Annotated in this window: 13 protein-coding genes; 6 read left to right on the top strand and 7 right to left on the bottom strand. The window is 74.7% G+C overall.

Annotated features, from left to right (window positions below; genetic code table 11):
- Positions 1-138: 138 nt before the first annotated feature.
- Positions 139-1,089, bottom strand: a complete 951-nt coding sequence (locus tag ACF1BH_RS13385) for a hypothetical protein (protein WP_391642586.1) — start codon at positions 1,087-1,089, stop codon at positions 139-141.
- Positions 1,090-1,438: 349 nt separating this feature from the next.
- Entirely contained in the window at positions 1,439-2,389 is a 951-nt protein-coding gene (locus ACF1BH_RS13380; protein WP_391642585.1) for an aminoglycoside phosphotransferase family protein, read from the bottom strand.
- A 189-nt stretch (positions 2,390-2,578) separates the two neighbouring features.
- Here ACF1BH_RS13380 and ACF1BH_RS13375 point away from each other — a divergent pair, with 189 nt between their 5' ends.
- From ACF1BH_RS13375 to ACF1BH_RS13355, 5 genes are all read left to right on the top strand, one after another.
- Positions 2,579-3,769, top strand: coding sequence for a CapA family protein (locus ACF1BH_RS13375; RefSeq protein WP_391642584.1), 1,191 nt, complete (start codon positions 2,579-2,581; stop codon positions 3,767-3,769).
- Between the two features lie 295 nt (positions 3,770-4,064).
- On the top strand, positions 4,065-4,259 hold the full coding sequence (locus ACF1BH_RS13370; RefSeq protein ID WP_391642583.1) for a ferredoxin: 195 nt from the start codon (positions 4,065-4,067) through the stop codon (positions 4,257-4,259).
- On the top strand, positions 4,256-5,518 hold the full coding sequence (locus ACF1BH_RS13365) for an NAD(P)/FAD-dependent oxidoreductase (RefSeq protein ID WP_391642582.1): 1,263 nt from the start codon (positions 4,256-4,258) through the stop codon (positions 5,516-5,518). Before ACF1BH_RS13370 ends, ACF1BH_RS13365 begins: the two co-directional genes overlap by 4 nt.
- 20 nt (positions 5,519-5,538) lie before the next feature.
- Positions 5,539-7,995 carry an ABC transporter gene (locus tag ACF1BH_RS13360; protein ID WP_391642581.1) on the top strand — a complete coding sequence of 819 codons (2,457 nt, stop codon included), beginning with the start codon at positions 5,539-5,541 and terminating at the stop codon, positions 7,993-7,995.
- 54 nt (positions 7,996-8,049) lie between these two features.
- Positions 8,050-8,262 (top strand): EF-hand domain-containing protein, encoded by a 213-nt coding sequence (locus ACF1BH_RS13355; protein WP_391642580.1) that lies wholly within the window; start codon positions 8,050-8,052, stop codon positions 8,260-8,262.
- A gap of 56 nt (positions 8,263-8,318) precedes the next feature.
- Here ACF1BH_RS13355 and ACF1BH_RS13350 read toward each other — a convergent pair whose 3' ends face one another.
- Complete coding sequence (locus ACF1BH_RS13350; protein WP_391642579.1) at positions 8,319-10,691, bottom strand: GH92 family glycosyl hydrolase; 2,373 nt, start codon at positions 10,689-10,691, stop codon at positions 8,319-8,321.
- 409 nt (positions 10,692-11,100) lie between these two features.
- Here ACF1BH_RS13350 and ACF1BH_RS13345 point away from each other — a divergent pair, with 409 nt between their 5' ends.
- Positions 11,101-11,574, top strand: a complete 474-nt coding sequence (locus ACF1BH_RS13345; RefSeq protein ID WP_391642578.1) for a hypothetical protein — start codon at positions 11,101-11,103, stop codon at positions 11,572-11,574.
- Positions 11,575-11,684: 110 nt separating this feature from the next.
- Here ACF1BH_RS13345 and ACF1BH_RS13340 read toward each other — a convergent pair whose 3' ends face one another.
- The 4 genes from ACF1BH_RS13340 to ACF1BH_RS13325 all read right to left on the bottom strand — a co-directional run bounded on the left by ACF1BH_RS13340 (position 11,685) and on the right by ACF1BH_RS13325 (position 14,819).
- On the bottom strand, positions 11,685-13,124 hold the full coding sequence (locus ACF1BH_RS13340; RefSeq protein ID WP_391642577.1) for an amino acid permease: 1,440 nt from the start codon (positions 13,122-13,124) through the stop codon (positions 11,685-11,687).
- A 133-nt stretch (positions 13,125-13,257) separates the two neighbouring features.
- Positions 13,258-13,473 carry a dodecin gene (locus ACF1BH_RS13335; RefSeq protein WP_391642576.1) on the bottom strand — a complete coding sequence of 72 codons (216 nt, stop codon included), beginning with the start codon at positions 13,471-13,473 and terminating at the stop codon, positions 13,258-13,260.
- Positions 13,474-13,576: 103 nt separating this feature from the next.
- Positions 13,577-14,038: a universal stress protein gene (locus tag ACF1BH_RS13330; protein ID WP_391642575.1), complete on the bottom strand. Its 462-nt coding sequence runs from the start codon at positions 14,036-14,038 to the stop codon at positions 13,577-13,579.
- A 64-nt stretch (positions 14,039-14,102) separates the two neighbouring features.
- On the bottom strand, positions 14,103-14,819 hold the full coding sequence (locus ACF1BH_RS13325) for a PAS domain-containing protein (RefSeq protein ID WP_391642574.1): 717 nt from the start codon (positions 14,817-14,819) through the stop codon (positions 14,103-14,105).
- Positions 14,820-15,009 lie beyond the last annotated feature (190 nt).

Raw genomic sequence — 15,009 nt, 5'->3', positions numbered from 1 at the left:
ACAAAGTGGGTGTGATGCGGTGGGCGTGGCCTCGGCTCGTCCGGCGGCGTCCGGCGGCAGACCCACCGCCGGACACCGCGGTCGCCCCGGGCGCCGGCCGCACCGCCCCGCTCCGCAGGCCGGCCGCCCGGCCGGGAGCTACGGCAGCCCCTCGCGCGGCGGCGGGAGGAACGCCGCCCGGTAGAGCTGGATCCCGTCGTTCCGCTGCAACCGGGAGTCCGCCACGGCGCGCAGACCGCGGCGGAAATAGGTGTGCCACCACGACCGGTGGTCCGCCGCCAGCGCGTCGTACGGCTCCGCGCCGGCGTCCCGCACCACCCGCAGCGCCCGGCGCCGGGCCGCACGGTCCGGGTGCGCCGGGACGACCGCCGCGTACAGGGTCCGCGCCCCGTACCCGTCGGCCCGCTCCCGCCACGCCGTGACCCGCGCCCCGCCGTCCGGCAGTGGCTGCACGGCGGCGTGCGCCTCGGCGTGCTCCTCGATCCGGGCGGGCGGCGGACCGGTGTCCCCCTCGGGCGCGGGCCCGCCCGCCCCGGCCGGACGGAACCGCCAGCGGAACGCCCGCTCCCCGGTGCTCGGGATCACCTCGACGGCCAGCAGGGGGCGCGAGGTGTGCACCAGCGCGCGCACCGTGAGGGTGCCGCGGTCGGTGGTGAGGGTGCCGGACAGCTCCGCGTCGCGCAGCCGCAGCCGCCAGTCCGCCCTGGTGACCGTGCCGCACGGCGCCAGCGTGAAGTGCCCCACCGGGGGCCGTACCGGACCGAGCGGCGCACCGTACTCCGGCCGGTGCTCGCGGACTTCGCCCTGCTGCACGGTGAACCGCACCGCGTCCGCGCCTGGTTCGGTGCACGCCCGGCCGCCCAGCAGCGCGTTCCCGAGGAACGGCGCCTCCTGCCACGCCGTGGGCAACCGCCGCCAGACGGGGTCGGCGTCGGCGAGCAGCCGCGCCCAGGAGTCGCCGGGCTCCGCCTCGCGCCCGGCCGCCCCGTCCTCGCCTCTGCCCGCCGCGGTCAGGGTGGGCGCCCCGAGGGCGCGCCGTCCCGGCGGGGAGGCGGGGGAGCGGTGGGACGGGGACGGTTCGACGGCCATGCGGCCTCCAGTCGGCGCGCGCGGCGGGGAACGGGCGCACGGAACGGCCGCCCGCCGCGCCGGCCCCTCCGCATGGTGGGTTCCCCGCCCGACGTTCCGGAAGCCCCCGCACGGGGCGTACGCCGAAGGGGGGAACACCTTCCGGACGGGCGACCGGCTTGCGGGAAAAGAGAGGCGGCGCGCGGTGCGAGCTGGATTCCCGGTGTGCCGCGCGGAGTGGGGGCGTGCTGCCGTACGCGTCCCGGGGCGCACGCCTCCGATGTCCGGGCGTCCGGGGCGGGCGCCGGTGAAGGGCGTACCCGTCAGGCTCCCGCGGGGGCGTCACCCGAGCCCCGGCCCCGACGGGCGCTCAGCACCCCGCCAGGTCCGCCGCCACCCGCGCCCGCCGCAACTCGTCCGCGCCGCCCGCCACGTCGCCGTGCGCCGCCTCGTGCAGCGCGCTCTCCACCCCGCGCGCCGCCGCCCAGGCCAGCAGCCGCGCCGGGTCCTCGTCCAGGGCGGCGCCGAGCAGCCGGGCGCGGGCGTGCAGCACCGGGCCCGGGTCGGGGTGTGCGAACGGGTCGTCGATCTGCGTCAGCAGCGGCCACGGGTCGTACGCCGGGTCGCCGGTCATCGGCTTGGGGTCGATGGCGAGCCAGGGGCGGCGCCGGGCGGCGAGGAGGTTGCCCGGGTTGGCGTCGCCGTGGACCACGACCGTCCGCCGGGCGCCGCGCGGCAGCGTCCGCAGCAGCCGGGCTCCCGACGCCACCAGCCCGGCGTCGTACCCGGTGCGCAGCCGCGCGGCCCGCTCCTCGACCAGCGCCGCCCACTCGTCGCACACCGCCACCATCGGCTCCGGCCCGCCGTCCGCCGGACGCGGCGCCTCCCACAGGGCGCGCAGCACCCCGGCGGCGAGGGTGAGCCGCTCCTCCGGCGGCAGCGGCGCGGCGGTGAGCGGGGTGCCCGGTGCGCACCGTTCGATGAGCAGCGCACCGAGCGCCGGATCGTGGTCGAGGAGCCGTACGGCGCCCTCGCCCGCCCAGGCGCGCAGCGCCGGAGCCTCGCCGTCGGCCTCGCGGTGCGGCAGCCCGACCTTCAGGACGGCGGGCGTACCGTCGGGCAGTTCGGCGGGCGCGACCCAGGAGCAGCTGCCGCCGTCGTACGGGGCGCCCAGCCGCAGCCCCCACCGCTCCTCCGCCGTCCGCACCAGCCCTGGCAGCCGCGCCAGCCAGGCCCGCCCGCCGGCCGTGCGGCGTGCCGTACGGAGCGTGGTCGGACCGGGCGGGAAACGGTCCGCGGGGTGGCGGCTGCCGGTGTCCATGCGCGCAGCGTAGAGGCGGGCGGGGCGCGACGGCAGGGCGTTCCGCGCCGGAGGGGCCGCCCGCCCTGTCCGCACGCCACCGGGTGCGCCCGCCGGGTCGTCGGGCCATCCGGCCGCCGTCCGGGCGATATCCCCGCAACCCACCTTTTCCGCTGCTTATCTGAAGAATCGTCTTGATATGCGTCAGGAATGAACCTGTACACCCGCTCCGCCGTGACCGCGCTGCTCGCCGCCCTCGCCGTCGGCTGCGGTGCCTCCCCGGCCGCCCACCCGCCCCGCCCGGCCCCGTCCGCACCGGCCGCGGCGGGCGGCCACGCCGGTGCGCCGCCACCCTCGGCCGCCAAGGCACCGTTCACCCTCGTCGCGTCCGGGGACGTCCTCGCCTCGTACCCGGCGGTGCTGGACACCGCGAAGGACGACGCGCCGGACTTCGCGCGGCCCGGTGCCGCGTCGACCGGCTACGACTACCGGCCGATGCTCAAGGGCATCAAACCCGTCATCGCCGAGGCGGACCTCGCGCTGTGCCATCTGGGCACCCCGCTCGGCCCGTTGACCGGCCCCTTCACCAGCTCCGGCGCCTTCCAGGCCCCGCCCCAGGTCGCCACCGCCCTCAAGGACGCCGGGTTCGACTCCTGCGCCACGGCCTCCGGCCACACCCTCGACCGCGGCGACGCCGGCGTCCGCACCACCCTGGAGGCGCTGGACACCGTCGGGATGCGGCACACCGGTTCGGCGCGGGACGCCGCCGAGGGCTCCCGGCCCGCGCTGCTGCGGGCGCGCGGCGGCGCCGAGGTCGCGCACCTCTCCTACGTACTCGGCGACCGCCGGGCCACCGCCCGCGGCGGCAAGCCCTGGACGGTGAACCTCGTCGACGAACAGCGGATCATCGCCGACGCCCGCGCCGCCCGCCGCGCCGGCGCCGACCTCGTCGTGGTCAGCGTGGAATGGGGCACCGAGTACCGCCCCGACCCCGACCCCGCCCAACTCGCCCTGGCCCGCACCCTCACCGCATCGGAGACCGACGGCCGCCCCGACCTCGACCTGATCCTCGGCACCGGCTCGCTCACCCCGCAGGCGTACGAGAAGGTCAACGGCGTCTGGGTGGTCTACGGGCTCGGCGACCAGCTCGCCGGTCCCATGAAGAAGTGGGCGGGCAACTGGGGCACCGTCGCGCGCTTCCGCTTCGCCCCGCCGGAGCGGCCCGGCGAGCGCTGGAAGGTGACCGACGCGGAGTACGTCCCGCAGCTCGTCACCCACGGCCGGCCGCTGCGCAGCATCAACCTCGGCTACACCAAGCTGTGGGCCAAGGAGCGCGCAGCGATCGGAAAGACCGTGCTCAGTAGGGGTGCCGCCGCATCGGGGCTCACGGCGGGACGCTGAGCGCGGGGTGCGGGCGGGCGTCGAAGGTGCGGATGCCGGCGGCGGTGAGGCAGGTCGGGCGCCCGGCGGTCCGGCACGGTGCGACGGGCGCCCGGCGGACATTCCGGTACGCGACCGGTGCGCGGCGCCGCCGCCCCGCACCGGGCCGGGCCCCGGCCCCGGGCGGGCGCCCGGTCCGTACCGGAATGCCGGACCACGGTGATCGCGCCCTGCCCGTCGTCCGCCGACGGAGGTACCGTCCTTTCCGCCGGATGATCGACCCCAACCCGCCCACACCCCCCAGGAGTTACCGGCCATGAAGATCACCGTTGCTGCCGATGCGTGCTGCGGCGCAGGTCAGTGCGTGCTCACCGCCCCCGACGTCTTCGACCAGCGGGACGAGGACGGCGTCGTCGTCCTGCTCGACGAGGCGCCGCCCGCCGAGCGGCACGAGGCGGTCCGCGAAGCCGCCGCCCTCTGCCCCGCAGGCGTCATCGAGCTGCACGCATGACGGCCCGCCCCCTCGCCGTCGTCGGCGCCTCCGCCGCCGGACTGGCCGCCGCCGAGACACTGCGCCGCTCCGGCTGGACCGGGCCGCTCACCCTGATCGGCGACGAACCCCATCTGCCGTACGACCGGCCGCCGCTGTCCAAGCAACTGCTGCACGGCACCTGGGCGAGCGAACGGCTGCTGCTGCGCACCGCCGGCCAGCTCGCCCCGCTCGACCTCGACCTGCGGCTCGGCACCCGCGCCACCGGCCTGGACGCCGCCACCCGCACCCTGACCCTCGACGGCGGCGAACGCCTCGTCTGCGCCGGCGTCATCGTCGCGACCGGCGTCACCGCCCGCACCCTGCCCGGCGCGGACGGCCTCGACGGCGTCCACACCCTGCGCACCCTCGACGACGCCGTCGCGCTCCGCGCCCGGCTGGCCGGTGCCGGGCACCGGCTCGTCGTCGTCGGCAACGGTGTCCTCGGCTGCGAAGCCGCCGCCGTGGCGCGGGAGCTGGGACACGAGGTGACGCTCCTCGGCCGCGACACCCTCCCGATGGCCCGCGCGGTGGGGCCCGAGGTCGGCATGTTGCTCGCCGAGGAGCACCGCACCCGCGGCGTCCACCTGCTCACCGGAGACGTCGCGGAGTTCCTCACCGGTCCGGCGCCCGGCACGGTCGGCGGCGTCCGCCTCGCCGACGGCACCGAGGTGCCCGCCGACACCGTGCTGCTGGCCATCGGCTCCGAACCGGCCGTCGGCTGGCTGCGCGGCGAGCCCGCCCTCGACACCACCGACGGGCTGCGCTGCGACGCGTACTGCGCGGCGGCGCCCGGCATCTACGCCGCCGGGGACGTGGCCCGCTGGGACCACCCGCTGCACGGCGTCCCGCTCCGCTTCGAACACCGGATGAACGCCACGGAACAGGGCATGGCCGCCGCCCGCAACCTCCTCGCCGAACTCGCCCCGGCGACCACGCCCGGCACGGACGCGCCCGAGCGCCGCCCCTTCGCCCCGGTGCCGTACTTCTGGTCCGACCAGTACGGCATCAAGCTCCAGGCGTACGGGCTCACCGCGGGCGCCGACCGGACGGAGACCACCGTCCTGGACCGCGCCGCGCGCAGCGCCGTCGCCCTCTACGGGCGCGACGGCTCCGCCACCGGCGTCCTCGCCGCCGGACTGCCGCCGCGCCAGGTCCGGGCGCTGCGCGCGGTCGTCGCCACCCCGCAGCCCTGGGAGGAGGCACGCGCCCGCGCCCGGGCGGTGCTCACCCCGGCCTGACGGTGCCCGATCATGGAGGGATGACCGACTCGTACGTACGGGTGCGCGGCGCCCGTGAGCACAACCTCCGCACCGTCGATGTGGACATCCCGAGGGACGCGCTGGTCGCGTTCACCGGGGTGTCCGGATCGGGCAAGTCCTCACTGGCCTTCGGCACCCTCTACGCCGAGGCGCAACGCCGCTACTTCGAGTCCGTCGCCCCCTACGCCCGCCGCCTGATCCACCAGGTCGGCGCGCCCAAGGTCGAGGAGGTCAGCGGACTGCCCCCGGCCGTCGCCCTGGAGCAGCGCCGCTCCGCGCCCTCCGCCCGCTCCTCCGTCGGCACCGTCACCACCCTCTCCAACTCCCTGCGGATGCTCTTCTCCCGTGCCGGTGATTACCCCGAGGGCGCCACCCGCCTCGACTCCGACGCCTTCTCGCCCAACACCGCCGCCGGAGCCTGCCCCGAGTGCCACGGACTGGGCCGCGTCCACCGCGTCACCGAGGACTCCCTCGTCCCCGACCCCTCGCTGACCATCCGCGAGGGCGCCGTCGCCGCCTGGCCCGGCGCCTGGCAGGGCAAGAACCTCCGCGACATCCTCGCCACCCTCGGCCACGACATCGACCGGCCCTGGCGCGAGCTGCCGGCCGCCGAGCGCGACTGGATCCTCTTCACCGACGAACAGCCGGTCGTCACCGTCGAACCGGTCCGCGAGGCGGGCCGCATCCAGCGCCCGTACAAGGGCCAGTACATGAGCGCCCGCCGCTATGTGCTGCACACCTTCGCCGATTCGAAGAGCGAGACGCTCCGCACCCGCGTCCGTGGCTTCATGATCACCGAACCGTGCCCGGTCTGCGCCGGACGGCGGCTGCGCCCCGAGGCGCTCGCCGTCACCTTCGCCGGCCACGACATCGCCGACCTGGCCGCCCGCCCGCTCGCCGCACTCGCCGCCCTGCTGGCGCCCACCGCGCGCCGTGACGACGACGGCGTCGCCGCCACCCTCGCCCGCGACCTCGTCGCCCGCATCGAGGTCCTCACCGAACTCGGCCTCGGCTACCTCGCCATGGACCGCCCGGCGCCCTCCCTCTCCGCCGGGGAACTCCAGCGCCTGCGCCTCGCCACCCAGCTGCGCTCCGGCCTCTTCGGCGTCGTCTACGTCCTCGACGAACCCTCCGCCGGACTCCACCCCGCCGACACCGAATCCCTCCTCGCGGTCCTCGGGCGGCTCAAGGAGGCGGGCAACTCCCTCTTCGTCGTCGAGCACGACATGGACGTGGTGCGCAGCGCCGACTGGCTGGTCGACGTCGGCCCGCGCGCGGGCGAACACGGCGGCCGGATCCTGCACAGCGGGCCCGTCGCGGGCCTCGCCGACGCCGCGGAGTCCGCCACCCGCCGCTTCCTCTTCGACCCCGCGCCGCCCCCGGAGCGCGCGCCCCGCACGCCCACCGGCACCCTCGCGCTGCGCGGTGTCACCCTGCACAACCTGCGCGGACTCGACGCCGACTTCCCGCTCGGCGTCTTCACCGCCGTCACCGGCGTCTCCGGCTCCGGCAAGTCCACCCTCGTCACCCGGGTCCTCGCCGACGCCGTCCGCGACCACCTGGGCACCGCGGAGGAACCGCCCGGCCCTCAGGACGACGGGGCCGCCGAGGACGCCGCCGACGACCGTGCCCGGATCGCCTCCGCCGAGGGCCTGTCCGCCGTCGACCGGCTGGTCCGCGTCGACCAGAAGCCCATCGGCCGCACCCCGCGCTCCAACCTCGCCACCTACACCGGCCTCTTCGACGCGGTCCGCAAGGTCTTCGCCGCCACCGACGCGTCCCGCGCCCGCGGCTACACCGCCGGACGCTTCTCCTTCAACGTCGCCGCCGGGCGGTGCGAGACCTGCCAGGGCGAGGGCTTCGTCGCCGTCGAACTCCTCTTCCTGCCCGGCACCTACGCCCCCTGCACCGCCTGCCACGGCGCCCGCTACAACCCCGAGACCCTGGAGATCACCTACCGGGACCGGACCGTCGCCGACGTCCTCGCGATGACTGTCGACGCCGCCGCGGAGTTCCTCGCCGACGTCCCCGCCGCCGCCCGCAGCCTGCGCACCCTGCGCGAGGTGGGTCTGGGCTATCTGCGGCTCGGCCAGCCCGCCACCGAACTCTCCGGCGGCGAGGCCCAGCGCATCAAACTCGCCACCGAACTCCAGCGCACCCGCCGCGGCCACACCCTCTACCTGCTCGACGAGCCCACCACCGGCCTGCATCCCGCCGACACCGAGGTGCTGCTGCGTCAGCTGCACGGGCTGGTGGACGCCGGGCACACCGTCGTGGTCGTCGAGCACGACATGGGGGTGGTGGCCGGCGCCGACCACGTCATCGACCTCGGGCCCGGCGGTGGCGCGGACGGCGGCCGGATCGTCGCCGCCGGCACCCCGCGGCAGGTCGCGGCCGCCCCCGGCAGCCGCACCGCGCCCTACCTGGCCCGCGCCGGTGCCCGACCTGCGGGTTAAGGTACGCGGGTCGCATCAGCGACACGGATCGTCCAGCACACGAAGGGGGCCCACATGGCAGACATCGAGAAGGCCAGGGAGCAGTTCGCGCGGTTCGACGAGGACGGCGACGGCCTGGTCACCGCCGAGGAGTTCCGGCGCGCCATGGCCGAGATGGGGGACCGGTACCTCACCGGCGCCACCGCTCAGACGATCATCAACTCCAAGGACACCGACGGCGACGGCCGGCTGTCCTTCGACGAGTTCTGGGCCTCGCTCCAGGGCTGAGCGCTCGTCCGGGGCGGACGCGGCGCACCGCCGCCCGCCCCGGACACCGCCCGGTCTCAGCCGGTCCGGCCCGGCCGCCCGGCCGCGTCCATCGGCGGCGGCGCATCCGCCGGCCCGGTGCCCCACCCGGACGGTGAGCCCCCCACGGTGAACGCCAGCTCCCGCGCCCCGCGCAGCTCGCCGGTGGTCAGATACGTCCGCTGCCGCACGGCGCCGTCGAGCCGCACCGACTGTACGTAGCGGTCCGTCGCGGACGTGCCGGGCGCCGTCACGGTGAAGCGGCCCGACGGGTAGAACCGCCGGTCGAGCCGCAGGTCGACGCGGTCGAAGACCGGGGCGCTCAGCCCCCAGGTGTCGGTGCCGGGCTGTACGGGGAACACCCCGATCGACGACAGCACCATCCACGCCGACATCGTCCCCAGATCGTCGTTGCCGGTCATCCCGGTCGGCCCGTCCGTGAACAGCGTCAGCGCCGCATGCACCACATCCGTCGTCTTCCACGGCTGACCGGTCGACAGATAGGTGTACGGCGCGATGAGATCCGGCTCGTTCTGCGGGTTGTACCTGTCCGCGTTGTAGTAGTCGTACGGACCGTTGACCCACACCTCGCGCGCCGTCTTCTCCGGGTCCTTCAGCAGCTTGTCGTAGGCGAAGAAGGAGTCCAGCCGCTCGGTGGCCTTCTCCTTGCCGCCGATGAGGGAGATCATCCCGGGCAGGTCCTGCGGCACCAGCCACTGGTACTGCCAGGCCGTCCCCTCGTGGAACCCCTCGCTCTTCGCCGGATCGGCGGGCCCGGTGAACGCGCCCTGCCCGTCCCGCGCCCGGAAGAAGCCGGTCGAGGGGTCGAAAACCGTGCGGTAGCTCTGCGCGCGGGCCGCGTACCGGTCGGCGTCCGCGTCGTGGCCCAGATCGCGCGCCATCCGCGCCAACGCCGCGTCCGCCAGCGCGTATTCGAGCGTCGCCGAGCCGCCGTGGTCGAAGTCGGAGTCCCCGGGCTTGGTGTGCGGACGGCCCTTGAGGAACGGGACGAAACCGTTCCTGAGGTACTCCGCGTTGCCTTCCCGGCCCACCGCGGGCGAATCCGCCGGCGGCACCCCGTCGGCGTTCCGCTTCAGCGCCGCGTACGCCTCCTCCTCGTGCCCTGCCAGCAGCCCCTGCCGGTAGGCGTTGGTCAGGAACGGCGTCACCGGATCGCCGGTCATGATGTTCGTCTCGACCGTGCCGTAGCCCCACTTGGGCAGCCAGCCGCTCTCCTTGCCGACCCGCAGCACCGACAGCGCCATGTCCCGCGACTCCTGCGGCGCGAGCAGCGCCAGCAGCTGCGCCTGGGTGCGGTAGGTGTCCCACAGCGACCAGTTCTGGTAGTACGTGAACCCGCGCGCCCGGTGGACGCGCTGGTCCCAGCCCCGGTAGCGGCGGTCCACATCGGTGCCGGTGTTGGGCGCGAGGAACGAGCGGTACAGCGACGAGTAGAACGTCCGCCGCAGCGCCGGATCGCCGCCGGCCACCCGCACCTGCCCGAGCCGCCGCTCCCACGCCGCGTCGGCCGCCGCCCGCGCCGCGTCGAAGGAGGCGCCGCCCTCCGCCCGCAGATTGCGCGCCGCGCCCGCCGCGTCCACATAGCTGATCGCGGTGGTCGCCTCGACGGTGCGGCCCTCGCGGGTGTCGAAACGGACGTATGCGCCGTGCCGCCCCGCCGCCGTCGAATCCGCCGCGCCGGGCGTCACCTTGTCGCCCTGCCACGTCCCGTAGGAGGCGAACGGCCGGTTGAAGCGGGTGAGCGTGTACACCGTGTACGGCCGGGTGTCCTGGCAGAAGCCGCGGCCGGTGACGGCGGTGCGCACGGTGCGCGAGTCCAGCACCTCCACCCGGCTGGAGACCACCTTGTGCAGCGCCTGCCCCGAGTTGAGCAGGACATTGGCCTTGTCCGTCGCCGGGAAGACGTACCGCTGCCGCCCGGTGTGCGCGGTGGCGGTCAGCTCGGCACCGATCCCGCCGTACGACGTCAGCCGGACCCGGTACGAGCCGGGGCGGGCCGACTCGTCGTCATGGCTGTAGGCCGCGGCGTACTTGGCGTAGTCGGTCTCGGTGATCTCGCCGGTGGTCGGCAGCACCGGCAGATCGCCGCCGAGACCGCAGCCCACGCCGGAGATGTGCACGGCGCTGAACCCGCGGATGTGGTCGTCGTCGTAGTCGTAGCCCGTGGTGTGGCCGGTGTCGGGGGAGAGCTGCACCATGCCGAACGGCACGGCGGCGCCGGGGTAGGTGTTGCCGTCGTTGCGGCTGCCGATGAACGGGTTGACGAGGTCGGTGAGGCGGCCGGACGGGGGCGCGGCCTGCGCGGCGGGGGCCGCGAGCGCGCCCCCGACGAGCGCGGCGGCCAGCACCGCACCGGCGGTGCGCAGCCGGGTGCGACGGGGCCATGGCATGGGTGGACCTCCGGGAGTGAGCGCTGCGCGGCCCACCGGACGCGGCGGGGCACCGGCACACCCGGCACGGCGGGTGCCGGGTCCGGCGCGGCGAGCGAGCCGACAACGTTGTCAGGGCGGGCTCATTCTTGGGGGCGGTCCGGTGCCCGTCAAGAGGGCGGACCGCCGCGGGAACGAGGGGTCACCGCCCGGTCTTCTTGACAATGACACGTCAAAAAAGTCCGCGGCAGTGCCTTGTTCTCTTCGCGGGGTCATGCCTCAATGGGCACCGCATTCAGGTTGCTGAACACACGTCAGATCCGTGTGCCGGCACGGGACCGCGCCGCGGCCCCGCGCGGACGCCCACCGCCCGCACCACGGCGGCCGGCGCCCCGACCACCTCATCGCCCCCCCCACGAAGGCGGAACCCATGAGACACGGCAAGCTCGGCAAGGCCCTCGGCAGCGCCCTCACCGTCGGCGCGGCGCTCGTCGGCACCCTCGCCATGGCGCCGGCCGCCGGTGCGGTGAACCCCGACACCGCCACCCTCGGCTTCGACTGCGGCACCTACGGCAAGGGCACCGCCACGCTCACCGCCACCCAGGACGGCACCGCCGCCACCATCAGCGTCTCGACCTCGGCCGTCACCGCCCCGATCGACGTGGCCGCGAACTCCGTCAAGTCCACCCTCACCCTCACCAAGAACGGCTCGGACACCGCCACCTTCAGCGGCAGCTCCAACCCGGCGATCCCGTCCGGCAGCGCCGTCAGCACCGGCCCGCTCACCGGCACCGTCGCCTCCGGCGACAAGCTCGAAGCCACCTCCCTCAAGGTCGTCGTCTTCGGCATCACCGCCACCTGCAAGGCCACCGGCCCCCAGGACCCGGGACCGTTCGTCTTCTGAGCCGCGAGGCGTCCGAGCCGCGAGGCGTCCGAGCCACGAGGCGCGAAAGGCGGCGGGTCCCGGGGATCACCCCGGAGCCCGCCGCCCGCACACCGGCCGTGCGGACGCCGTCAGCGCGTTCCGTCCTCCGCCTCCCGTCGCTCCGCCTTCGCGACCTCCGAGCGGCGGTAGGAGTAGCCGAAGTACACGCCCAGGCCGACCAGGAACCACACCACGAACCTGACCCAGGTCTGCCACTCCAGGAACGTGATCAGCCAGAGCGAGAAGAGCACGCCGAGCGCGGGGACCACCGGCATGCCCGGGGTGCGGAACGTGCGGGGGAGCTCGGGGTGTTTGTAGCGCAGCACGATCACCGCGATGCAGACGACCACGAACGCCAGCAGGATGCCGATGTTGGTCAGCTCCGCCGCCTCGCCGATCGGCAGGAATCCGGCGATGGCCGCCGACGCCGCCCCGACGATCCAGGTCACCCGGGTCGGCACATGCCGGGTCGGGTGGGTCTTGGCGAACCACTTCGGCAGCAGCCCGTCCCGGCTCATCGAGAACCACACCCGGGTCACGCCCAGCATGAAGGTGAACATCACGGTGAGGATGCCGATGATCGCGCCGACCGCGATGACGTCCGCGAGGCTGCTCAGCCCCACCGACTTGAACGCCGACGAGAAACCGCTCTCCGGGTCGATGTCCTTGTAGTCCTGCATCCCCGTGAGCACCAGGCAGGCCAGGACGTACAGCGCCATCGAGATGACCAGCGAGTAGATGATCGCCTTCGGCATGTGGCGCTGGGCGTCCTTCGACTCCTCGGCCGCCGTGCTCATCGCGTCGTAACCGAAGACGGCGAAGAAGACGGTGGCCGCACCGGTGAACGCGCCGCTCACCCCGAACGGGAAGAAGGGGTGGTAGTTGGCGGTGTTGATGTGGAAGAAGCCGACCGCGATGACGCCGACCACCACCAGCACCTTCAGCCCCACCACGATCATCTCGAAGCGCGCCGCGTTCTTGATGCCCAGCGTCAGCAGATAGGCGATGAGCAGGCAGAGGAGCGCCGCGAAGAGGTCCACCCGGTGACCCGGGCCGGTGCCGGGCGCGCCCAGCATCCAGTCCGGCAGCTTCGCCCCCATCTCGCCCACCAGGAAGCTGAAGTAACCGGAGATGCCGATCGCGACCACCGCCACGATCGCGGTGTACTCCAGCAGCAGATCCCAGCCGATGAACCAGCCCGCCAGCTCACCGAGGACCGCATAGCCGTAGGTGTACGCCGATCCGGCCTTCGGGATCAGACCGGCGAACTCCGCGTACGAGAACGCCGCGGCGGCGCTCGCGACGCCCGCGATCAGGAAGGAGATCAGCACGGCGGGCCCGGCCTTGCCGTTGGCGACGGTGCCGGCCAGCGTGAAGATGCCGGCGCCGATGATCCCGCCGACGCCGATCGCGGTCAGTTGCCACAGCCCCAGCACCCGCGTCAGCTGCTGGGCCGAGCCGCCCTCGGCCTCCTCGATGTGCTCGATCGGTTTGCGGCGCAGTACACCGTGTCCCGGACGCAACCCCATTGGTGACCTCCGTACCTCCGTCGTGGACTGACGGCGGCTCATGATGGACCCTCGACGGCCGGCGGGGAAGGCATCTCCCCGGGTGTTCACGCCGGCCGGGCGGGGAGTTCACCGGGGCACACCGCGGAGGGCGTCAGTCCGCGTTCTCCAGCCGGAAACCGACCTTGAGGCAGACCTGATAGTGCTCGACCTCGCCGTCGGCGAGGTTGCCGCGCACCTGGGACACCTCGAACCAGTCGAGGTTGCGCAGGGTCTGCGAGGCGCGCCGTACGGCGTTGCGGATCGCGGCGTCGACGCTCTCGTGGGACGTGCCGACGATCTCGGTCACCCGGTAGGTGTGGTTCGTCACGGTGGTCTCCCTGGCCGGGGCGGCGCTCCGCCCGTGCATCTCTCACCGTGCCCCAGCACACCCCGGCCCACCAGCGGAGTTGACCCGCCCGGTGCCCTGCGCGCTACGGGACGACCGTCACCGGCCAGCGCCCGGTCTTCACCAGCCGGACCGCCACCGACCCCATGATGCGGTGCCCGGCGGACTCCGAGGCGCCCACGACCACGGCATCCGCCCGCAGTTCGTCGGCCATCTGCACCATCCCGGCGTACGGGTCACCACGCAGCGTGTGGAACTCCCAGCGCATCTGGTACAGACCCTGCAACCGCTCCGTCGACCGGCGGATCTCCGCCATCAGCTCCTCGGCCACCTCGTGGGTGGCATCGACGACCGGCGCGCCCATCGTCGCCCCGGCGGGCAGCAGCGGCTGGATGTAGACCAGCGCCAGCTTCGCGCCCTGGCGGCGGGCCAGCCCGGCGGCGTAGGCGGCGGCGCGCCACGAGGAGCCGGAGCCGTCGACGCCGACGACGATGACCTTCGGGCCGTCCGTGCCCCGCTCGAACGCGGGCTGCTGCTTGTCCTCCACCCCTTGAGGTTATCCGTACGTCTGTCCGGACGGGCGGCCGGGCACCGGGTGGAGCGAGAGGCGGTCAGGCGGCCCGGGGCGGCCAGCTGCCCGGCTCCAGCACCCCCAGCACGTAGGCGCGGGCCACCAGCGCGGTACGGCCCTGGACCCGCCAGCGGCGCGCCAGCCGGGAGAGGTGGTAGTTGACGCCGTCCACGGTCAGCCCCAGCGCCGAGCCGATCGCCGCGGTGGTGGCGCCGCCCGCGGCCAGCGCCAGGATCCGGCCCTCCACCGGGCTGACCCGGCCGCGCGGTGCGGGCGGCGGCACCGACTCCCGGACCTTCAGCAGCGCCAGCAGCGCCGGGGGCCGCGCCGACGGATCGCCCACCGGGTCGAGGGACAGCTCGCCCTGCCGGGTCACCCCGTCCGTCCCCCGCCAGCCCACCGCCACCGGGTAGCGTGAGCGGCGGCCGAGCCGCAGCGCCTCCGTCAGCCGGTCCAACTGGGCCGTGTCCCGCGGCCGGAAGAGATCCAGCAGGTTACGGCCGCTGAGACGGCCGGGCGCGACACCCCACTCGGCGGCCATCGCGGGGTTGGCGATCAGCACCCCGCCGTCCGCCCGGCACACCGCGATCGGGAGGGGGAGCCGGTCGAGCAGGGCCAGGAAGTGGTTGCGCCACGGGTTCTGCGGGGCCGGTCCGGGCGGCGGAGGCACCTCCTCCGGCGCGTTCCCGGCGGCCCGCGGACCGCCTCCGTCCGGTGTTCCGCTGCGCACCGTGCCCGGCTCGGCTCCGTCCGCCATGCCCTGTCGCCCCTCCTCGTCCCGCCTCGCTCCGGCGGGAAACCCACTGCACAATCATGCAGTCGCCGCACCCGGCGGGGTACCCCTAAACCTGCGGTCCACCGTGTTGACCTGCGTCGGGGAAGCGCCGACGACAGGAGATCAGGGGTTGCCCCCCCCCGGTTCGCGCATCCGGTCCGCGGTGGGCGCC

Source organism: Streptomyces sp. NPDC014733, from assembly GCF_043083385.1.
Taxonomy (GTDB): domain Bacteria; phylum Actinomycetota; class Actinomycetes; order Streptomycetales; family Streptomycetaceae; genus Streptomyces.
The sequence above is the reverse complement of the archived record's forward strand: the minus strand, read 5'-3'. Positions and strand labels throughout refer to the sequence as shown.

Excerpts from the sequence above, each read along its gene's own strand:
- ACF1BH_RS13385 (WP_391642586.1), bottom strand. The coding sequence starts at position 1,089 with ATGGCCGTCGAACCGTCCCCGTCCCACCGCTCCCCCGCCTCCCCGCCG.
- ACF1BH_RS13380 (WP_391642585.1), bottom strand. The coding sequence starts at position 2,389 with ATGGACACCGGCAGCCGCCACCCCGCGGACCGTTTCCCGCCCGGTCCG.
- ACF1BH_RS13375 (WP_391642584.1), top strand. The coding sequence starts at position 2,579 with ATGAACCTGTACACCCGCTCCGCCGTGACCGCGCTGCTCGCCGCCCTC.
- ACF1BH_RS13370 (WP_391642583.1), top strand. The coding sequence starts at position 4,065 with ATGAAGATCACCGTTGCTGCCGATGCGTGCTGCGGCGCAGGTCAGTGC.
- ACF1BH_RS13365 (WP_391642582.1), top strand. The coding sequence starts at position 4,256 with ATGACGGCCCGCCCCCTCGCCGTCGTCGGCGCCTCCGCCGCCGGACTG.
- ACF1BH_RS13360 (WP_391642581.1), top strand. The coding sequence starts at position 5,539 with ATGACCGACTCGTACGTACGGGTGCGCGGCGCCCGTGAGCACAACCTC.
- ACF1BH_RS13355 (WP_391642580.1), top strand. The coding sequence starts at position 8,050 with ATGGCAGACATCGAGAAGGCCAGGGAGCAGTTCGCGCGGTTCGACGAG.
- ACF1BH_RS13350 (WP_391642579.1), bottom strand. The coding sequence starts at position 10,691 with ATGCCATGGCCCCGTCGCACCCGGCTGCGCACCGCCGGTGCGGTGCTG.
- ACF1BH_RS13345 (WP_391642578.1), top strand. The coding sequence starts at position 11,101 with ATGAGACACGGCAAGCTCGGCAAGGCCCTCGGCAGCGCCCTCACCGTC.
- ACF1BH_RS13340 (WP_391642577.1), bottom strand. The coding sequence starts at position 13,124 with ATGGGGTTGCGTCCGGGACACGGTGTACTGCGCCGCAAACCGATCGAG.
- ACF1BH_RS13325 (WP_391642574.1), bottom strand. The coding sequence starts at position 14,819 with ATGGCGGACGGAGCCGAGCCGGGCACGGTGCGCAGCGGAACACCGGAC.